Origin of the sequence: Rothia sp. HMSC068E02 (assembly GCF_001813565.1) — a bacterium.
Classification (GTDB): domain Bacteria; phylum Actinomycetota; class Actinomycetes; order Actinomycetales; family Micrococcaceae; genus Rothia.
The window spans coordinates 27044-45405 of record NZ_KV812891.1 but is presented as its reverse complement, the minus strand read 5'-3'; the positions used below and the strand labels follow the sequence as shown (position 1 = coordinate 45405).

The 18362-nt window shown below is 62.6% G+C and carries 15 protein-coding genes; 5 read left to right on the top strand and 10 right to left on the bottom strand.

The features are described from left to right. Positions 1-302, top strand: a 302-nt coding sequence (locus HMPREF2919_RS07230; RefSeq protein ID WP_141754854.1) for an IS3 family transposase, incomplete at its 5' end; no start/stop codon positions are given. A gap of 149 nt (positions 303-451) precedes the next feature. Here the strand turns inward: HMPREF2919_RS07230 and dxs are convergent. The 3 genes from dxs to HMPREF2919_RS07215 form a co-directional block, all read right to left on the bottom strand. Then, entirely contained in the window at positions 452-2524 is a 2073-nt protein-coding gene (gene dxs / locus HMPREF2919_RS07225) for a 1-deoxy-D-xylulose-5-phosphate synthase (protein ID WP_083311124.1), read from the bottom strand. Positions 2525-2761: 237 nt separating this feature from the next. Continuing rightward, entirely contained in the window at positions 2762-4399 is a 1638-nt protein-coding gene (locus HMPREF2919_RS07220) for a class I SAM-dependent RNA methyltransferase (protein ID WP_012903711.1), read from the bottom strand. 189 nt (positions 4400-4588) lie between these two features. Then, positions 4589-6718: an APC family permease gene (locus tag HMPREF2919_RS07215; protein WP_070667003.1), complete on the bottom strand. Its 2130-nt coding sequence runs from the start codon at positions 6716-6718 to the stop codon at positions 4589-4591. 193 nt (positions 6719-6911) lie between these two features. Between HMPREF2919_RS07215 and HMPREF2919_RS07210 the strand changes: the two genes are divergently transcribed. Beyond that, on the top strand, positions 6912-7778 hold the full coding sequence (locus HMPREF2919_RS07210; RefSeq protein ID WP_070667001.1) for a potassium channel family protein: 867 nt from the start codon (positions 6912-6914) through the stop codon (positions 7776-7778). Next, positions 7779-8432 (top strand): potassium channel family protein, encoded by a 654-nt coding sequence (locus HMPREF2919_RS07205; RefSeq protein ID WP_070666999.1) that lies wholly within the window; start codon positions 7779-7781, stop codon positions 8430-8432. It abuts the gene before it with no gap. Between the two features lie 99 nt (positions 8433-8531). Here the strand turns inward: HMPREF2919_RS07205 and HMPREF2919_RS07200 are convergent, their stop codons facing one another. The 5 genes from HMPREF2919_RS07200 to HMPREF2919_RS07180 form a co-directional block, all read right to left on the bottom strand. After that, on the bottom strand, positions 8532-9335 hold the full coding sequence (locus tag HMPREF2919_RS07200; protein WP_070600323.1) for a DUF3159 domain-containing protein: 804 nt from the start codon (positions 9333-9335) through the stop codon (positions 8532-8534). Then, positions 9325-9864, bottom strand: coding sequence for an asparaginase (locus HMPREF2919_RS07195; RefSeq protein ID WP_070666997.1), 540 nt, complete (start codon positions 9862-9864; stop codon positions 9325-9327). Before HMPREF2919_RS07195 ends, HMPREF2919_RS07200 begins: the two co-directional genes overlap by 11 nt. Beyond that, positions 9864-10658 carry a DUF3710 domain-containing protein gene (locus HMPREF2919_RS07190; RefSeq protein ID WP_070604669.1) on the bottom strand — a complete coding sequence of 265 codons (795 nt, stop codon included), beginning with the start codon at positions 10656-10658 and terminating at the stop codon, positions 9864-9866. The genes HMPREF2919_RS07195 and HMPREF2919_RS07190 overlap by 1 nt, the downstream gene beginning before the upstream one ends. A gap of 77 nt (positions 10659-10735) precedes the next feature. Next, the gene (gene dut, locus HMPREF2919_RS07185; RefSeq protein WP_049354821.1) at positions 10736-11182 is read right to left on the bottom strand and encodes a dUTP diphosphatase; all 447 of its coding nucleotides are present in this window, start codon (positions 11180-11182) and stop codon (positions 10736-10738) included. 240 nt (positions 11183-11422) lie between these two features. Further along, positions 11423-11722 carry a DUF4193 domain-containing protein gene (locus HMPREF2919_RS07180; protein WP_005506382.1) on the bottom strand — a complete coding sequence of 100 codons (300 nt, stop codon included), beginning with the start codon at positions 11720-11722 and terminating at the stop codon, positions 11423-11425. Between the two features lie 326 nt (positions 11723-12048). Here HMPREF2919_RS07180 and sepH point away from each other — a divergent pair, with 326 nt between their 5' ends. Continuing rightward, a complete protein-coding gene (gene sepH / locus HMPREF2919_RS07175) occupies positions 12049-13212 on the top strand; it encodes a septation protein SepH (RefSeq protein WP_210398968.1) in 1164 nt (387 codons plus the stop codon). Positions 13213-13352: 140 nt separating this feature from the next. Here sepH and HMPREF2919_RS07170 read toward each other — a convergent pair whose 3' ends face one another. Both HMPREF2919_RS07170 and HMPREF2919_RS07165 read right to left on the bottom strand, forming a co-directional pair. After that, the gene (locus HMPREF2919_RS07170) at positions 13353-14618 is read right to left on the bottom strand and encodes an alkaline phosphatase family protein (RefSeq protein ID WP_070666993.1); all 1266 of its coding nucleotides are present in this window, start codon (positions 14616-14618) and stop codon (positions 13353-13355) included. Positions 14619-14733: 115 nt separating this feature from the next. Beyond that, complete coding sequence (locus HMPREF2919_RS07165; RefSeq protein ID WP_070635381.1) at positions 14734-15327, bottom strand: DUF5998 family protein; 594 nt, start codon at positions 15325-15327, stop codon at positions 14734-14736. Between the two features lie 330 nt (positions 15328-15657). Between HMPREF2919_RS07165 and HMPREF2919_RS07160 the strand changes: the two genes are divergently transcribed. Further along, positions 15658-18183: a DNA gyrase/topoisomerase IV subunit A gene (locus HMPREF2919_RS07160; protein WP_070666991.1), complete on the top strand. Its 2526-nt coding sequence runs from the start codon at positions 15658-15660 to the stop codon at positions 18181-18183. The last annotated feature ends 179 nt before the right edge of the window (positions 18184-18362 follow it).

Sequence of the window (18362 nt, the reverse complement as noted above, 5' to 3'; positions counted from 1 at the left end):
TTTTGCATTCGGATATGGGGTGGCAGTATCAGCATGAGACCTATATCAGGACGCTTGCTGATAATGGTTTTATCCAGAGTATGTCACGTAAAGGCAACTGTATCGATAACGGTGCTACTGAGCAAGTCTTCGGACACCTGAAGGACGAGTTTTTTCGTGGCCAGGACTGGCAGAGCTTTGAGAGTTTCAAGGCCGACCTTGACGCCTATATCATGCACTGGAATACGGTAAGGCGCCAGGTAAAGCTTAAGGGCCTGACCCCGGTAGAGTACCGGGATCAGGCCCTGAGGGAAGCCGTGTAGCGGCTAGTATTTAATGCGTCCAAGTTTCGGGGCGCAGTTCACAATCGATGGGCGGGGCGTTAATGTCTATACTGTGTCCGTCGCTAAGCGCCTGCTATTGCGGCGCGCTATTGAGAGAAGCTCAGGCGGCACATTTCAGGTACGACCGTTTAGCGGGTGTGGCGCGGCTTCTGACCCTCTTCACGAGCGAACGGCACCTTATCGCCAGCAAGCTGCGCACGCAAATCCGCGATAATGGTTTCCGCAGTCAGGCCGACCTCTTCCAGGATCTCTTCACGAGAAGCGTGCGGAATGAACTCCGCCGGAAGACCCAGCTCGCTCAGCGCGGTATCTACGCCAGCCGCACGCATTTCCTGGCGGATGCGCGAACCCACGCCGCCGGAACGCACGCCGTCCTCAATGGTCACCACAATGCGGTGATCACGAGCCAGCTCAACGACCGAAGACGGCACCGGCATCACCCAGCGCGGGTCAACCACGGTGGACTGGATGCCCTCGGCGGCAAGCACCTTGGAGGCTTCCAGAGCCACGCGGGCCATAGCGCCCACGGCAACGAACAGCACGTCACGCTGACCGGTTTCCGGGTGGGGTTCACCGGTGCGTGCCAGCACGTCCACGCCGTCGCTGCGGCGCTCCAGGGCGGGAATGTCCTCGCCCACGGAGCCCTTCGGGTAGCGAATCACGGTCGGTGCATCGTTAATAGCTACAGCCTCACGCAGCTCTTCGCGTAGGGTCGCGCCATCACGCGGAGCCGCCAGGTGCAGGCCCGGAATGAACTGCAGCATCGCCAAATCCCACATGCCGTGGTGGCTTGCACCGTCCGGGCCGGTAATGCCGGAGCGGTCCAGCACAACGGTCACGCCCGCCTTGTGCAGGGCAACGTCCATGAGCAACTGGTCAAAGCCGCGGTTCAGGAAGGTTGCGTAGAGGGCAACCACCGGGTGCATGCCGCCGTACGCCAGGCCGGCGCTCATCGCCACGGCGTGCTGCTCAGCGATACCTACGTCAATAACGCGCTCGGGGTGGCGCTTCTGAAATTCGCGCAGACCCACGGGAATGAGCATCGCGCCGGTAATACCGACGACGTTCTCCTGCTCATCCGCAATATCTGCAATTTCGCTGCCAAAGACACCGGTCCACGACTCGGAGGTGCTGGTCGAAACATCCTCACCGGTCAGCGGGTCAATCTGGCCCACCGCGTGGAACTGGTCGTCCTCATTCGCGCGGGCGGGCGCGTAGCCGTGGCCCTTCTCGGTAATGGCGTGCACAATCACCGGGCCGGCATAGTTCTTCGCCGCGGTCAGTGCGTTCTCCACAGCCTGCTGGTCGTGGCCGTCAATCGGGCCCACGTACTTCATGCCCAGGTCTTCAAAAATGCCCTTGGGTACGACGACGTCCTTAATGCCCGCCTTCATGCCGTGCAGGCCGCGGTACACCATCTGACCGACGGGGCCGCCACGCTGCAGACCGATGCGCACCGCATCCAGAGCATTGTCGTAGCGGTGATCGAGGCGCACACGATCCACATGCTGCTGCACACCGTGCTTGAGCTCAGAGAGCTGGTTCGCGAAACCGCCAATGGTCGGCGCGTAGGAGCGGCCGTTATCGTTGACCACAATCACGACCTTGCGGGTGCGGTCGGCAGCAATATTGTTCACAGCCTCCCACGCCATGCCGCCGGTCAGCGCGCCGTCACCAATGAGGACCACGGTGTAGCGGTCATCTTCACCGTTGAGCTTGTGCGCGCGAGAAATACCGTCAGCCCACGAAATCGAGCTGGAGGCGTGCGAAGACGCGATAATGTCGTGCTCAGACTCGCCACGATCCGGGTAACCCGACAGGCCACCCTTCTGACGCAGAGTCTTAAACGCGTGACGACCAGTCACCAGCTTATGCACATAGGACTGGTGGCCGGTGTCGAAAAGAATATTGTCCTTGGGAGATTCGAAGACACGGTGAATGCCGAGGGTCAGCTCCACAACGCCCAGGTTCGGGCCCAGGTGACCGCCGGTCGCCGACACGTTCGTCACGATGAACTGGCGGATTTCCTTAGAGAGCTCCTCCAGCTGCTCGTAGCTGAGGTTCTGCAGGTCCGCCGGGGACTGAATACCCGGGAGCAACTTGGCAGTGGCACCATCGCCAATGCTGTAGTCGGCGGTGGGTGCGCCACCGGCGGCGCTATTCGGGGTCTCCTCCTGCGGCAATGCGTTTTCAGCGGACATACACCCACACTCCTCAAGGTCGGGGCACGGCTCATTCCGTGCGTTGGTTCTTCAATGATTCTACCGTTTACGATGCCAAAAAGCAGATTTATGTGCCCGCAGAGCAAGACGCACCGGGTTGAGCGAAAACGGCCTGAAATAACCCCTAGTGGGCAGGCTGGTGAACAGCCCAACCCGTCCAACACGGCGATTATTTGCTGCTTTGTTACGGCTACTAGCCTCGCGCTACTCTCCGCACTACTTGGTGCGGCGGCGGCGCGGACGAGGCTTCGCCGGGGCACGCTCAAAAAGCGCAACCGTCTCCACATGATGCGTATTCGGGTACATATCAAACGCCCGAAGCTGCACCATATCCCAACCCAGCTCACGCAAAATACCGGTGTCACGACCCAGGGATGCCGGATCGCACGCCACGTACAGAATACGCTTGGGGTCCAGCGCATCCAGGCGTTCCAGGGTGGTGCGGTTCGCGCCCTCACGGGACGGGTCAAGGACCACCGCATCAATGGCGGGGATTTCGCCAAACTCAAGGGCGGTCTTCAAATCGACCAGGTGGCGTGCCACATCGCCGCGAATCACCTCAATGCGGGTGTCCGCAGAGTTCTCGGTGCGGGAGCAACCATCCGGCGCGAAGTTCGAGCGCGCATCCTTATGGGTCACCGGGGAGCCCTCAATGCTGACCACGGTACCGGTTGCGCCCACGGCGTCCGCGAGCGCGGCGGTGAACAGGCCCGCGCCAGCGTACAGGTCGAGGGTGCATTCGCCTTCCTGCGGGCGGAGCATGGTGAGCATGGTTCCGACCATGGTGGAGGGGGCGGCGCGGTGAATCTGCCAGAAGCCGCCGGCGGATACCTGGTAGCTGAATCGGCGGGAGCCGAAGGTGACTTCTTCGGTGACGGAGCGCAGGCCCGCGCCGAGCAGCTGGTCGCCTTCGGGTACGCGGCGGTAGGGGCTGTGGGCGGAACCGGGGCGGCGGCGCTTGGGCTTGCCGTTGGAGGTGGACTGCGGGGTAAAGAACAGCGAAATCTTGCGCTTGGCGAGCAGACCCCAGGCGTCGGATGCCTGCTGTTCGATGTCCTTAGCGACCTCCTCGACGGAGAAGCGCGGGTCGACGATGAACTGCAGCAGGACCCTACCGCGGGAGGAGACGGTCGCCTCGACTTCGCGTACGCCGCGCAGGTTCAGCTGTTCAAGCTGCAGGTTACGCAACTCGGTGGCGGCGAGGGGAAAGTCGACGACCGGTACGGGCTGGGAGGCGCGGTACGGGTGCATGCCGACGCGCCAGGTGACGGCAGGGCTCTTCTTGCCGCCGTTCTGCTCTTCGCTATTGTGCGCGCGGACCTTGGTCACGTTGTAGCGCACGCGGCTACGCCAGGACAGACCCTCGTTGTTATCGCGCAGGGGCAGCTCTTCAACCATGAGGTTGGTCAGCAACGGCGATTCGAGGGGCAGGCCGCCCAGGCGGTTGATTTGGGTGCGGACGATATCGGTCTTGTAGCGTCGCTGCTCATCCAGGTTGATGTGGCCGTACTCCATGCCGCCGAGTAGTTCGGGTACGCCGGTTGCTGCGGCGCGTTCCTCTTCGGTGGCGAGCGCATCCGCCTGAATCCAGGGGTGGGCACGGCGCGCCAGGGAGGGTACGGGTACGGAAATAACGTCCGCGAAGTAGAAGCGGCGCTTGGGGCCGATTGCGGTGATGCGCACTTCAGCCTGTTCGCCGACGATGCCGTGACGCACAAAGATGACGCCCTGTTCGGTGCGCGCTACGAAGGCGCCGCCGTGTGCGGGTGCCTCACAGGTGACGGTGAGGGTCTGCCCGACGCTGTATCCGTCTACTTTTTTAGAGGCGGCAGGCGTGGTAGCAGTGTGAGTCACAGCATTGTCTCCTAAAGAATCACTTAATGTGAACTATTTTACACCGGTTTGTATCTTTATTCCGATTCCGACGCCCCGCTAGGGGTACCGAATAGGGCGTAAAGGGCAAAGTCCAGGCGCTATTCGAGGGGATGTACGAGGCTACGTACGGGGTGTACGGAGGCTCAGAAATCGGCTTAGCCGATACGGCTAGCGCTTCTTCTCGCGCGCCACAGCGTCCGCCTCGTGCAGGCGGCCGCGGTACACCGCGTGGCGGTTACTCTGAATCAGTTCGCGGCCGCCACCGGCTGAACGAGTAATCTTCGGGGCGACAGCTGCCGTTGGGTCCTCTGCTTCTACCGTTGATTCTTCGCTTTGTAAACGCTGATCAAAAATCTCATCATACACCTCATCCTCGTGCATCGCCCAGGGCACGGTTGCCGTCATAACGCCTGGCTCATGCAGAAGCGCCTGCTTGAGGCGGCGCACCGTGCGGCGGTGCAGAAGACGCTGCCACCAGTGCTCCACCACGAATTCCGGCAGGTAGACCACCAAAATATCGCGCGGTGACTTCTTGCGGCGGCGGCGAATATACGAGACGACAGCATCCACCGTGTCACGGTACGGCGAATCAATCACCGACAGCGGCACCGGAATGCCCAGGGCGTACCAGCGCTTCTTCACGACTTCCAGGGCGGCGCGGTCGTTGTTGACCGTCAGCGCCTCAATCGTGGAGGGGCGACCGGCACGCGCATAGGACAGGGCGCGAACCGCCGGGCGGCGCACACGCTCCACATACACGATGGCGTGCACACGCGAAGGCAGGGCCGCCACATCCGCAACGGATTCAGCGTTCAGGGGGATGTCCAGGGCGGCATCCACCGCATCGTAGTGGCGGCGAGTCACAACCATACCTCCAACCATCAGGGCAATCATTCCAAGGGAGAGCCACGCACCGGCGGCGAACTTCGTCACCACGACGATGACCAGCACCGCGGCGGTTACGACCACGCCCACCGCGGAGACCGCAATATCGCGCAGCAGGGCGCGGCGCGGCATCTGCGCCAGGGTGATGCGCAGCAGACGCATGCGGTAGCGCACCACCGCCAGCTGAACCAGCACCATCGACAGGCACATGCCCACGATGTACAGCTGAATCAGTGAGTACACGTCCGAGTTGAAAACGGTGGTGAGGAAAATCGAAATCGCCGACAGCGCCAGCACACCGTTCGCATACAGGCCGCGTGATTCCATGCTGCGGAAGAACACCGGCAGGTACTGGTAATCAGCCAGCGACGAGGCAATCACCGGGAAGCCGGTAAACGCGGTCAGCGAGGCAATAATCAGCACGCCCACCGTGGCGAATACCAGCAGCTGCGCGAAGAACGGCACGCCCTGATAAATTGCCAACGCCACCTGGTACAGCGCAGGTTTCTGGTGGAAGTACTCCCCCGGCGTGTGCCCGTCAATGAACAAGAAACGGGTCGTATCGTGCACCATGTGAACGCGGGTTGCCGCCGCAAAACCGAGCAGGCTCACCAGCAGGACCGAGGTAATCAGGCCCATCAGCATCATGGTGACCGCCGCGTTATATTTCTTCGGGCGGCGGAAATACTTCACCGAATTAGAAATCGTAGAAACACCCGAGAACGCCACCAAGCCGGCGGAGAACGAACGCGCCAGAAGCAGCACCAGCGCCAAGCCTTCCAGGGCATGATCGTGGTATTCGGGGGCAATCACGTAGGTCGCCGACTCAGCCAGCGGCAGGGTACCCGTCGCGGCACGAATCCAACCCACAATGAGGGTCGCTCCCAACAGTGCCAAGAAAACATACAGCGGCCAGTACGCAATCTTGCCCAGCAACTGCACGCCACGTAGCGCAAACAACGTCAGCGCAACAATGAGTAGCACCGCAATGTGCGTGCGCCAATCCTGAATCTGCGGATACAACGCCACCAAAAACGAGGACGCCGAAGACATCGACACCGCCACCGTGAGCGTATAGTCCATCAGCGAGGATGCACCCATCACAATCGACGGCAGCGCACCCAGTTTGCGGTGCACCAGCTGAATATCGCCTTCAGAAGCAATCTGATTAATGTTGTAGCGGTACGTGCCAATGACCAGCAGACCCACCATCGCCACACCCAAACCAATCCAGGGCGAAAAAGCGAGCGCAGACGCACCCGCGGCGGCAAGGGTCAAAATCATCTGGTCGGCGGCGTAGGCGACCGAAGAGATGCCGTCGGCACCGAAAAGAGGCAGGGCGTAGCGCTTCGGCAGCGCGACTGCCGAAAGATTTCGCGTGCTGACCGGCTGACCGGTCAGGGCGATGCGCATCCTATCCCAACGATTCCTCACGCTGTTAAGGCTATCGGTCGCGGCTTCAAAGCTCAATTTTATTCAGCCGAATAGTGGGCATGGCGAGCGGAATATCACGGAGCATCGGCGTGGAGGCTCACCCGCCCATTACACTGGTAGAGGTAGGCGGTAACGCCTTATCACCGTAAAACATCAACACTCGGAGGGATGTATGCCTCACTTCGTCATTATGGGTGCCGGACGCGTGGGCGTCATGCTGGCGCGCACTCTGGAAGCTTCGGGGCATACGGTCGCCGTCATTGACCAGGACGAACGTGCTTTCCAGCCGCTGCGTAAAGGCTTTGAGGGCCGCCTGGTGACCGGCGTCGGTTTTGATGAGGACACTCTCAAGCGTGCCGGCATTACCGAGGCGTACGCTTTTGCCGCCGTTTCTTCGGGCGATAACTCGAATATTATTGCCGCCCGTGTGGCACGCGAAATGTTCAAGGTGAAGAACGTTGTGGCGCGTGTGTACGACCCGAACCGCGCCGAGTTCTTCCAGCGCATGGGCATTCCCACGGTCGCTTCGGTGCGTTGGTCCACCGACCAGGTGCTGCGCCGCCTGCTGCCCGAGCAGGCGCTCAAGGGTGATTTCCGTGAACCCTCGGGCCGCCTCATGCTCACCGAGATTCCGCTCGACGACGGTTGGGCAGGCCACGCCCTGACCAGTATCGAAAGTGCCGCCGGGGTGCGCATCGCCTACATCACCCGATTCGGTGAGGGCATGCTCCCCCGCCCCGATAGCGCCTATCAGCAGGGCGATAGCGTGCACGTCATGATGCGCACCGACGACGTTGCGGACGTAACCCGCATCCTCTCCCGCCCGCCGCGCGTTGAAGACGAAGAAATGGAAGCGGAGTACGCCCCCGCCTCGGGCCACCGCAAGCACCCCCACGCCCCGAAGAAACCCGCCGAGCAGGCGCACAACGACGGCCCCGTTATCGAGCATGAATTTCACCTCGGTGACACTCCCCCGGATCTGCCCGACCCCCTCGAACTCATCGGCCGCCATCGTGATTCCTCGAAAGGTGAGAAGTAAGTGAAGGTCCTCATTGTTGGTGCCGGTTCCGTGGGCGCCTCTATCGCTAAAGAGCTCATGATGAACGGCCACGACGTGACCATCATCGATTCCAAACCGGAAGTTAAGAAGCGCGCCGATCTGCCCGGTGTGCGCTGGCATATTGGTGATGCCTGCGAACTGTCCGTACTGCGCCAGGTGCACCCGAACAAGGCGGATGTGGTCGTTGCCGCAACCGGTGACGATAAGGCAAACCTGATGGTCTCCCTGCTGGTTCGCAGTGAGTTTGGTGTGCCGCGTACCGTGGCGCGTGTGAACAACCCGCGTAATGAGTGGCTCTTTGACGATTCCTGGGGTGTGGATGTTGCGGTGTCTACCCCGCGTCTGATGACCGCCCTCGTCGAGGAAGCCGTGGAAGTCGGCGACGTGGTGCGCCTGCTGACCCTGCAGGCTGGCGGCGCGACCCTCGCCGAGTACACCGTGCCGGATGACCACCCCGTCATTGGTTACCGCGTGGACCACGTGCAGTGGCCCGTCGATACGGTGCTCACCGCAATCCTGCGTGACGGCGCGCCAATCCCGCCCAGCGCGGATGTGGCGATTGAGAGCGGCGACGAGCTGTTCTTCATCACGACCATTGCCGGTGAGGACCAGATCCGCGCGCTGTTCGCCTAAGCGTTTATGCGCAAGCTTTTGGGTAGGCGAAAGCCCCGGTTACGGGTACCGGGGCTTTCGCGTACTTCTATGAAGTTCTTCTACATATGAAGTTGTGGGTTAGCGGCTTTCTGAACCGTCAGCTTCGGTAGCGGCAGATGCTTCAGCTTCAGTAGCCTCGGATTCCTCGCCCGTCAGCGCCTCCTCCGGTGCCGATACGCGCCACGCCAGCCACACACCCAAAGCGTACAGCGGCAGACCCATGATCAGGCGGGTCGCGCCCAGCGCCTCCACATTATTCGCAAAATACAGGGGCACCTGCACGGCAAGGCGTAGCATCATTAGCACGGTAATAATCCAGGTCGCCAGCATGTACTGGCGCAGGCGTACCGGGTTCTGGCGCCAGCTCAGCGCCTCACCGCGAATGACCGCAAAAATCAGACCCATCAGCGGCCAACGCACCAGCATCGACAGCAGATACGCCAGGATGTACACGCCGTTCGTCCAGAAGCCCACCACAAAGTAGTCGCTCGCATTACCGGTACGGTACGCGGCAAACGCACAAATTGCCACGCCCACCAGACCGGTCAGCGCACTCACCAGCTTAGAGCCCTGCACCAGACGAATCAGCGTGAACACGCCCGCCGCAGCCAGCGCCGCAATCAGGGACAGGTTCAGTTCCTTCGTCACGGTGAACAGCACCAGGAACGCCACCGCGGGCAGGGAGGATTCCACCAGGCCGCGCCAGCCGCCGATAGCGTGCAGAATATCCACATCGCCGTTGGCGGTGCGGCGCATATTCGCACCCATGGAGGCGCTCAGGCTCTGCGCCAGCTGATTTTCCTCCCGCGCCGGGTCAGCAGCCGGGCTAGTTGCGGGGTTAGCGTTCGGATCGGGCTGGGTCGAAGACTGCTCAGCGCTCATGTTTTCCCTTCTCAGCAAAGAATTGCGGCACGATCTCATAGCGCGGGTTATAAATCACCGGCTGATGAGCCCTCACCGACACCACACCGGAACAGCGCAACAACGCACCGGCAAGCACTCCGGGCACCATCCGCTGCCCCTGCCACTTCAGTAGCACCCTATCTCCCGGGTTGAACGGCGCATACGGCGGGAAAGACACCTCGTGAGGCTCCTGCACCGCCACGGTCGCCAAAGACGCCGTGTTCAGATGGTGCTGCTTCTCAGGGTCCTCGGGTTCCTCCTCGAAGTCCTCACCGGGCGGCTCCACAATCGGCATACCAATCAGCGCCAGCGGACTCGACCACTGCAGGGGCTTCGACTTAGCCACCACCAGCTCGGCACGGTACATCGGCTTATCCTGCAGCGCAGGCAACCATACCTGCTCCACGCGTCCGGCAAGGCGTACGCGAAAGCGCTCGGGGTACCCGGGAGCAAGAATCTGCTCCTCAGGAACCGCGAGCGCACTCGGGTAGTTCGAGAACTCAGGCATTAGCCAATCTCGGTAATCTCAGGGCCGCGGCGAGGCATCGGGCGCAGCTTGCTGTGCTCGTTCTCGGTTTCTTCCTCCACGGCGGGCTCTTCCTCAGCCGCAACGATCAGGTCGGCGGGCAGAGTCATGGGCAGCAGCTCGCGCGGCGGGCGCGGCTCGTCACCACGGTCCACCACGACGGTGCGGAAGACTTCCTCCACGGAGGCGGCAGCCTTATCGTCACCGAGCACAGCCGCGCCGGAGATGACGCCGCGCAGGAACCAGCGGGGACCGTCCACACCCACGAAGCGGGCGATGCGCTCGCCGGGCTGGCCGTCCGGGGTGACGGCGGGCAGGCGGGTCAGCATCTCGGCGCCGAATACGCCGGCGTAGATGTCGACGATGCCGCCCTGGGATTTGACGGATTCGGTCAGGTCGTGACGGATGTCGTCCCAGATGCCGGTGGTGCGCGGTGCGGCGAATGCCTGCACCTGCAAGGTTGCGCCGTCACGGGTGATGGTTGCGGCGATCACCGCGCCGGTTGCGTCGTCAGTTTCGAGGCGCAGGTTCATGCCGTCGAGCAGCTTGATGCGCAGCGCACCCAGGTCGACGTAGTCTTCGAGGTCTTCGGCGGTGACTTCTTCAATATCGTGCGGGCCGTTGACGCGGTCGTACTTGATGACCTCGGGAGAGTTCTCCTCTTCCTTCAGCTCCTCAACCTCGACGTTGGTCTCCTCAATCTCTTCGGCGACAGCCTTGTCGATGGCGGCCTTTTCAGCCTCCTCGGCGTGCTTCTTCTTACCAAATCCGAACATGGTATTCCTACTTTCACCGCACGCAGGGTGCGGGGGTTTCTTCTCTTCTCTCGTGCGGTTTTCGCGGTGAGAGCAGACTAGTGGATTCCGCTGGAGCCGAAGCCGCTGGAGCCGCGTTCGGTCTGATCCAGTTCGTCCACCACGGTAAAGGTTGCGTGCTCGTACTTCTGAATGATCAGCTGGGCGATACGGTCGCCGCGCTGCACGTGGAAGGACTTGGTCTTGTCAGTGTTGAGCAGGGTGACCATCAGCTCGCCGCGGTAGCCGGAATCAACGGTGCCGGGTGCGTTCACAATGGTGATACCGTTCTTGGTTGCCAGGCCGGAGCGCGGGTGCACCAGGCCAACGTAACCTTCGGGCAGGGCGATTGCCACGCCGGTGGGTACGAGGGCGCGTTCGCCCGGTTCCAGTTCGAAGTCGATACGGGAGCGCAGGTCAGCGCCGGCGTCGCCGGGCTTTGCGTAGGCGGGTGCGGGCAGCTCGGGGTCGAGCAGCTTAATGTGGACGTTTACGGGGGTCATCATGGTCAATACTCTAACCTTTCGCGGGTGTCTGTGCCATCACCTCGCGCTGTGTTGAGGCTCTACTGCGGGGTGTTTTCGTTGCGTGTTCGCGTTCAGCGCGTGCCGCGGCGTGCCGTGTTGGGTGCGACGCGGCGCTGTTCTTGCGTGCGCGGCTTTCACATACTCAACGGGGCGGGTGCACTCGGCACTCGCCCCGTCATGAGGTGTATGTCGGGTGGGTGTTAGCCCTTCCCTAAAGTTTTAGCCCTCGCACTCGATGCAGTAGGACAGGCCGCCCTCTTCGCGTGCAATCTGCGAGCGGTGGCGCACCAGGAAGCAGGATGCGCAGGTGAACTCGTCGTCCTGAGCGGGCAGAACAACAACGTTCAGCTCCTCGTTGGAGAGGTCAGCACCGGGCAGCTCGAAGCTTTCTGCTGCGCTGTTTTCGTCTTCGTCCACCGCACCGGACTGCATCTCGGAACGGCGGGCGTTCAGCTCCTCGTAGGACTCTTCGTTCTGCTCTTCGTCCTGCTTGCGAGGTGCATCGTAATCAGTTGCCAAACTTTCACGCTCCGTTGGTTCTGTGGCTGTGTGTTGAACTAGGCCACGCTGGTTTAATGAGTGCTCTAGGTGCCGCTGGTGAGGATTTAACCCCGACGGCATGCCAGGTATTGTTCACCATTGGCACCCTATTTGTCTAATCCTGGGTAGGCTTTGGACGGTTTAGGCGTCACATTCTAGCTTTTTCGGTCCGAAAAGTACATCTTTTTTTGGGGAAAATCCCGCCTCCGCTACTGATTTACCGCGCTTTCACGGTACCCTGGAAGGTAGTTTGCGTTCCGTGCAACACATTCACGAACGCGTCCGGTTCACCTATGGAGGTTCTCATGCTTGAACTGCGTCTGATTGGCGTTCACGATGACGGCGAAAATCTGGTGCTTGAGTCTGCTGACGGCACCCGCTTCTTGCTGCCGATTGACGCGAACCTGCGCACGAGCATCACCAAGGCTCGCCGTATTCAGCCCGCCCGCGGTCTGGGCGCTAAGGGCACCTACGGTCCGCGCGATATTCAGACCCGTTTCCGTCAGGGTGCCTCCGTTGAGGAAATCGCTGAAGAGTCCGGTTGGGAGCCGGAGCGCGTGCGCCGCTACGAGTGGCCGATCGTTGCTGAGCGTGCCCACATTATTCGTGCCGCTCAGAGCGTGAAGATTGGTCGCCGCAGCTCCGCTTCGGGTACCGCACAGATTCCCGTGACCCTGAGCGCCCGCATTGAGGAAGTCTCCGAGCGTTACGGTTTTGAGGATGCAACTCAGGACTGGACCACCCGCCAGCAGGAGAACGGCCAGTGGCGCGTTGAGGTTGATATTGCGCTGAAGGATTCGGTGCGTCAGAACCTGCCCGCGCAGGTCGTCTTCCCCGCACGTTGGGTGTACAACCCGGCGAACCAGGGCCTGTACGCATCGAATGAGGCGGCGTACTTCCTGATGGGCAATAGTGAGGATGCTGTTGCCGCCGCCGCGAAGAAGGCTCCCGTGGAGGTTCCTCCCGCCCGCCTGCCGAAGGCACCCGAGCCCGCACCGGCACCCCTTACTTCCTCTGAAAGCGCCGATGAGCGTAAGCTCAAGGAGCTCCTGGAACGCGCCCGCTCGGTGCGCCCGGCGCAGGTTGAAGAGCCCGAGGTGTTCGTACACCGCGAGTCCGCTGAGCCTGTAGCACCGGCTGCACCGGCAGAAGCTCCGAAGGCTGAAGAACCCGCACCGGTTGCAGAGCCTGCGGCACCCGCAGCACCCGCTACTGAAGCGCCCGCCGAGGCTGCATCTGCCCGCGGCCCGCTGACCGGTGCACCCGCCGCACACACCCCCGCGGCGCATCCGGCACCGGAAGATTACAGCGAGCACGCACCCGCCGAAGAGCCTGCTGAAGCACCGGCTGAATCCGCACCCGCAGAAGCTGCTGAAGCTCCCGCATCGGAGAAGCCCAAGTCTTCCTCGAAGAAGCAGCGCGTGAGCGTTCCCGCTTGGGACGACATCATCTTCGGCGGCCGCAAGTAAGCGACCGCCCTCGCGCCGCCCGATAGAGGCATCAAGACGAGAGCATCTAGACATACGAAAGCCGCCGGTTATTCGCGTGAATAACCGGCGGCTTTTCTATCTTCTCAGCCTGTATCCGCTGAGCGGGGCTCTTCCGAATCTTAGAAGGTCTTGAGCATGCGCAACGGCACCAGACGCTCAGCGTCCGTGAGCGAACCGTGCTGACCAACCATGTGCAGGGCACGCTCCTGGTAGTGGCGCATATCGTACAGCGCCCAGTCATCGCGAGCGCACACCATCAGGTCGCCAATACGGCCGCGCGCCGCATCCGTGATGACCGGGCCGAAGTAGCCGGCACGCATCAGCTCGCGAGAGTCAATCACCCAGGCGCGCTCGCCCCAGTACTGCGCCCAACGCTGAGCGGTGGCGGTGCGTGCCGCCTCCGAGGTGTCTTCGAGGTACAGGTGCACGGCGCGCGGTTCACCGGCGGTCATGGCGATATTGCGGGTCAGCTCCTCCACGCCAGAGTAGTCGATGCGCTGATGCTCGGGCACGTTCACCATGCCGTGATCGGCGGTCACGAAGAGTGCCGCCCACGCCGGGGCGCGCTCCGCCAGACGCTTCAGCGCCGAGTTCAGTTCCTCCAGCTGCTGTAGCCATTCGTCGCTGCCCACGCCGTAGCGGTGGCCCGCCGCGTCAATCTCGCCCCAGTACAGGTACACGGTGGTGGGGGTGCGACTGGAGAGCGCCTCCAGGGCGTAGGTGACGCGGGCGTTGTAGCCGACGGCGTCCACGAAGTCGCCGCCGCGTAGCGCCGCCTCCGTCAGGCCGGTACCGCGGTACTTACCCAGCGAAATGGTGAGCACGCGGCGGTTCGTATGGTGGCGTTCCAGCACGGTCGGCAGCGGCTGCCAGGCGTGCGGGTCCACCGACTGATCCCAGCCGGACAGGTGGTTCATGACCGAGCCCACTCCCCCATTACCTGCCGGGTTACGCACCTCGTAGCCGGCAATGCCGTGCGCGCCGGGTGCCGTGCCGGTGCCCAGCGAGGTCAGGGAGGCGGCGGTCGTGGTGGGGAACGCGGCGTCCAGCGGGCCCAGGTTCAGGGTCTTACGCAGGGCGGGCGCGTAGCCGCCGTAGCTGTTGAGCAGCTGCTCGCCCAGGCCGTCCACCATGATCACGCAGGCGTGGCGGAACGACGCCGGATCAACGTCCTGCTCCGCGAGGCGGCCGGCAAGGTTCAGCGGGTCGGCAACAGAGTTGAACGCCGGGTCGGAATCTAGCGCGTGCGCGGGGCGCGCCAGGCTTCGCTGAGCCACCAGAGAGGAGGCGGACTCCAGCACATCGGCAATGCTATTGCTGCCGTAGGCGGGCGCGGGAGGCAACGGCGCGCCCAGAACATCGTGCAGGGTGGTCTGTACCGTCATAAGGTCCTCTCAGGGGTGTGGCGGGTGTGTGAAAGTACGGGGCGCCGCGAGGGATTTATACTGTGCGGGCTGTTATTGTGCGGCGAGCGCTACCACCGGTGCTTATCGGTGGTGCTTATCGGCGGGTTGCGTACATGCGGGCACGGTGCAGAGCACGGGCAAAATGCTGCGCACGCTGAACCGACTCCGGGCCGTCAGCGGTCGCAGACACACGTACCGCAATGTCCTCGCGGCGCGCATCACCGGTGTAGCCGTGGTCGGCGTTGCACTGCGGATCCTGGCAACCGGCGGGCGCCAGCTCCACGTGCAGGGAGCCGGTCCACGCAATCTGGAAAGAAATCTCAGTCGGGGCGGTGCTACCGGCGTTGTACGCCTGCGGCTGGCTGAAACCGTAGCTGATGGTGACCGCGTTCAGGGCGCTCAGGTGCACCGCCTCCACGCTCACATGCGCCACGGTGCCCTGCGCGTCGCCCTCAAGGTGCTGGTCGTCTAGGTGCGCAAAGATGACGTGCTCACCGCACAGCACCATCACGGTAATGTGGCGGTGAAAATCATCGCGCGAGAAGTGGGTTTCATGCTGTACAAAGTGGGCATCCGGGTTCATGCCCGCCAGAGCGTCATCCACCACTTCCAGCACGAGGTCGGGGTAGAAACCGGCATGCTTAATGTCTGCGACCAGTTGCTCGCGTTCGGGGGTGGGGGCGTACATCGTACCTCTTTCGTGCGGTGCCCTCATGAGGCGACGTCGATCGGCGCACACGATGAAGGCGGTTAGGTATTACTCCCCTCTACCTTAGAGGGTTCCAGCCGGGCTGTGCTAGTTAGGCACGCTCTGACGGCGCATATGACGTCATACGCACCCCGCGATATCTCTGCTGTCCGTTTGTCGTTACCCCGTTGGCGTTCCCTTCTGCGCTTTGATGAAGGCTCCGCTACGTTCTTGGTACACCCCACAGATGACGCTGACCAACCAGCCCGATTCATCCGCTCCCACCCGCTAAAATAGGAGGAGCGAAAACACACGGACACGAGGAGATATATGGCTCGCCGATCCAAATCCGCCGTCAGCGACTACCCGGTGGATGTGGTAGAGAATATCGTCGACATCGACGTATCCGCCGAGATGGAATCCAGCTTCCTGGAGTACTCCTACTCGGTGATTTATTCGCGTGCCCTCCCCGACGCCCGCGACGGCCTCAAGCCCGTGCAGCGCCGCATCCTCTACATGATGCAGCAGATGGGCCTGCGCCCCGATAAGGGCCACGTCAAGAGCGCCCGCGTGACCGGTGAGGTCATGGGTAAGCTCCACCCGCACGGCGACGCCGCCATCTACGACGCCATGGTGCGCCTCGCCCAGCCCTTCGCGCTGCGCCTGCCCCTCGTGGACGGTCACGGTAACTTCGGCTCCCTCGACGACGGCCCGGCGGCCGCCCGATACACCGAGGCTCGCATGGCACCGGCCGCGCAGGCGCTGACCGCCGACCTCGACGAAGATGTCGTCGACTTCGTGCCCAACTACGACAACCAGTTCATGCAGCCCGCCGTGCTGCCCGCCGCGTTCCCGAACCTGCTCGTCAACGGCACCACAGGCATCGCGGTCGGCATGGCCACCAACATGGCGCCGCACAACCTGCGCGAGGTCATCGCCGGTACCCGCCACCTCATCGCGCACCCCGAGGCGAGCCTCAAAGACATCATGAAGTTCATTCCCGGCCCCGATTTGCCCACCGGCGGCACCATCGTGGGCCTGAGCGGAATCCGTGACGCTTACGAAACCGGCCGAGGCACCTTCAAGACCCGCGCGAAGGTCTCAATCGAGCAGGTTAGCCCCCGCAAGCAGGGCATCGTCGTCACCGAACTGCCGTACATGGTCGGCCCCGAAAAAGTCATCGAAAAGATCAAGGACGGCGTCAACTCCAAGAAGCTCACCGGCATCTCGGACGTGGTCGACCTGACCGACCGCACCCACGGCCTGCGCCTCATCATCGAGGTCAAGAACGGCTTCAACCCCGAGGCCGTGCTCGCCGCCCTCTACAAGCACACTCCGCTTGAGGATTCCTTCGGCATCAACAACGTGGCGCTTGTGGACGGTCAGCCGCAGACCCTCGGCCTGCTCGACCTGATGCGCGTGTACATTGACCACCGCCTGAACGTGGTCCGCCGCCGCACCGAATTCCGCCTAGGCAAGCGCACCGACCGCCTGCACCTGGTGGAGGGCCTGCTCGTGGCGATCCTCGACATTGACGAGGTCATCCAGATCATCCGTGAGTCTGATGAGACCGCTCAGGCACGCGAAAAGCTGAAGGTCGTCTTCGATCTGACCGACACCCAGGCGAACCATATCCTGGAGCTGCGCCTGCGCCAGCTCACCAAGTACTCCCGCCTGGAACTCGAGGCAGAACGCGACACCCTGCAGCAGGAAATTGCGGAATTGCAGCGTATCCTCGGCTCCGATGCGGCACTGCGCGAACTGGTCTCCGACGAGCTCGCCGAGGTTGCCGAACGCTACGGCACCGACCGCCGCACCCAGCTCAAAACCAAGGACGACATGCAGGTCGCCATTGAGGCGGTCACCGCGCAGTCCAAGGCGAAGAAGAGCCTGGGCCTCGCCCTCGAAATCGCGGACGATTCCTGCTGGGTTCTGCTCTCCGCCTCCGGCATGATGGGACGCACCCCCGGCAAGCCCATCCGCGAGGCGCTCGTGGATCCCGGCAAGCGCTTCAAGCACGACGTGTTCACCTCGATTGTGCCGACCACCGCGCGCGGCGAGATTGGTGCCGTCACCTCCGCTGGACGTATGGTGCGCCTGTCCGTCATGGACATTGCGGTGCTGGACGAGAACGGTGGCACCCCCTCCATGACGTCTGCTGTGAAGGCAGCCGAGCTGGTTCAGCTCGCCAAGGGTGAGAAGCTGGTCGCCCTCGTACCGCTGAACACGGTGCTGGCGCTGGCAACCGCGGGCGGCGTGATCAAGCGCCTCAACCCGGATTACCCGCTGAACCAGACCGAGTGGGACATCATGAAGCTCAAGGATGGCGACGAAATCGTAGCCGCCGCCCCCTGCCCCACTGACGATGCGGTACTCACCTTCGTCACCCGCGACGCGAAGCTACTGACCTTCGACGCGGCAAAGGTCCGCCCGCAGGGACGCACCGGCGGCGGTATCGCAGGCATCAAGCTTGCCGACGACGACCGCCTCATCGCCCTGGGTGTGACCGCGCCCGGCGACGCGGCGGAGGTCGTAACCGTCACCAACGGCAAGGACGGCCTGACGAGCGCCAAGGTCACCGCCCTGAGCGAGTACCCGCAGAAGGGCCGCGCAACCGGCGGTGTGCGTGCGCACCGTTTCCTCACCGGTGAGAGCCAGCTGGCTCTGGCGTGGGTGGGCGTGGGCCCGGCGAAGGCGGCGTCCTCCGGCGGTGTGGCTCGTTCCCTGCCGACCGAGCACGGTGCCCGTGACGGTTCCGGTGTGATGCTCACTCAGAGCATCGGCATTGTGGGCCCGAACTATGCGGCTGTTTCTGCTGCGATGGCGGTTAGCCCGGAGGGTGAAAAGCTCTTCTAGGCGCGCCGTTCACGGCCTTTTGACCTTAGGTTGTTTACAAAGACTGGGGGAACCCGCGCAGATATAACGCGCAGAGCAATATGCCCAGAAAATTTTGCACAAAGGAATGCCCCGGTACTTTCACGAAGTACCGGGGCATTCCTCGCAGTTTCTTGCGTTCAATCTCGCCTGCGATGGCT

What these genes read in the sequence shown, in the direction of transcription:
- HMPREF2919_RS07170 (WP_070666993.1), bottom strand. Translation starts at nt 14,618, where the DNA reads ATGACGGTACAGACCACCCTGCACGATGTTCTGGGCGCGCCGTTGCCT.
- HMPREF2919_RS07195 (WP_070666997.1), bottom strand. Translation starts at nt 9,864, where the DNA reads ATGCCTGAGTTCTCGAACTACCCGAGTGCGCTCGCGGTTCCTGAGGAG.
- HMPREF2919_RS07215 (WP_070667003.1), bottom strand. Translation starts at nt 6,718, where the DNA reads ATGCGCATCGCCCTGACCGGTCAGCCGGTCAGCACGCGAAATCTTTCG.
- HMPREF2919_RS07160 (WP_070666991.1), top strand. Translation starts at nt 15,658, where the DNA reads ATGGCTCGCCGATCCAAATCCGCCGTCAGCGACTACCCGGTGGATGTG.
- HMPREF2919_RS07200 (WP_070600323.1), bottom strand. Translation starts at nt 9,335, where the DNA reads ATGAGCGCTGAGCAGTCTTCGACCCAGCCCGATCCGAACGCTAACCCC.
- HMPREF2919_RS07190 (WP_070604669.1), bottom strand. Translation starts at nt 10,658, where the DNA reads ATGTTCGGATTTGGTAAGAAGAAGCACGCCGAGGAGGCTGAAAAGGCC.
- HMPREF2919_RS07210 (WP_070667001.1), top strand. Translation starts at nt 6,912, where the DNA reads ATGCCTCACTTCGTCATTATGGGTGCCGGACGCGTGGGCGTCATGCTG.
- dut (WP_049354821.1), bottom strand. Translation starts at nt 11,182, where the DNA reads ATGATGACCCCCGTAAACGTCCACATTAAGCTGCTCGACCCCGAGCTG.
- HMPREF2919_RS07165 (WP_070635381.1), bottom strand. Translation starts at nt 15,327, where the DNA reads ATGTACGCCCCCACCCCCGAACGCGAGCAACTGGTCGCAGACATTAAG.
- dxs (WP_083311124.1), bottom strand. Translation starts at nt 2,524, where the DNA reads ATGTCCGCTGAAAACGCATTGCCGCAGGAGGAGACCCCGAATAGCGCC.
- sepH (WP_210398968.1), top strand. Translation starts at nt 12,049, where the DNA reads ATGCTTGAACTGCGTCTGATTGGCGTTCACGATGACGGCGAAAATCTG.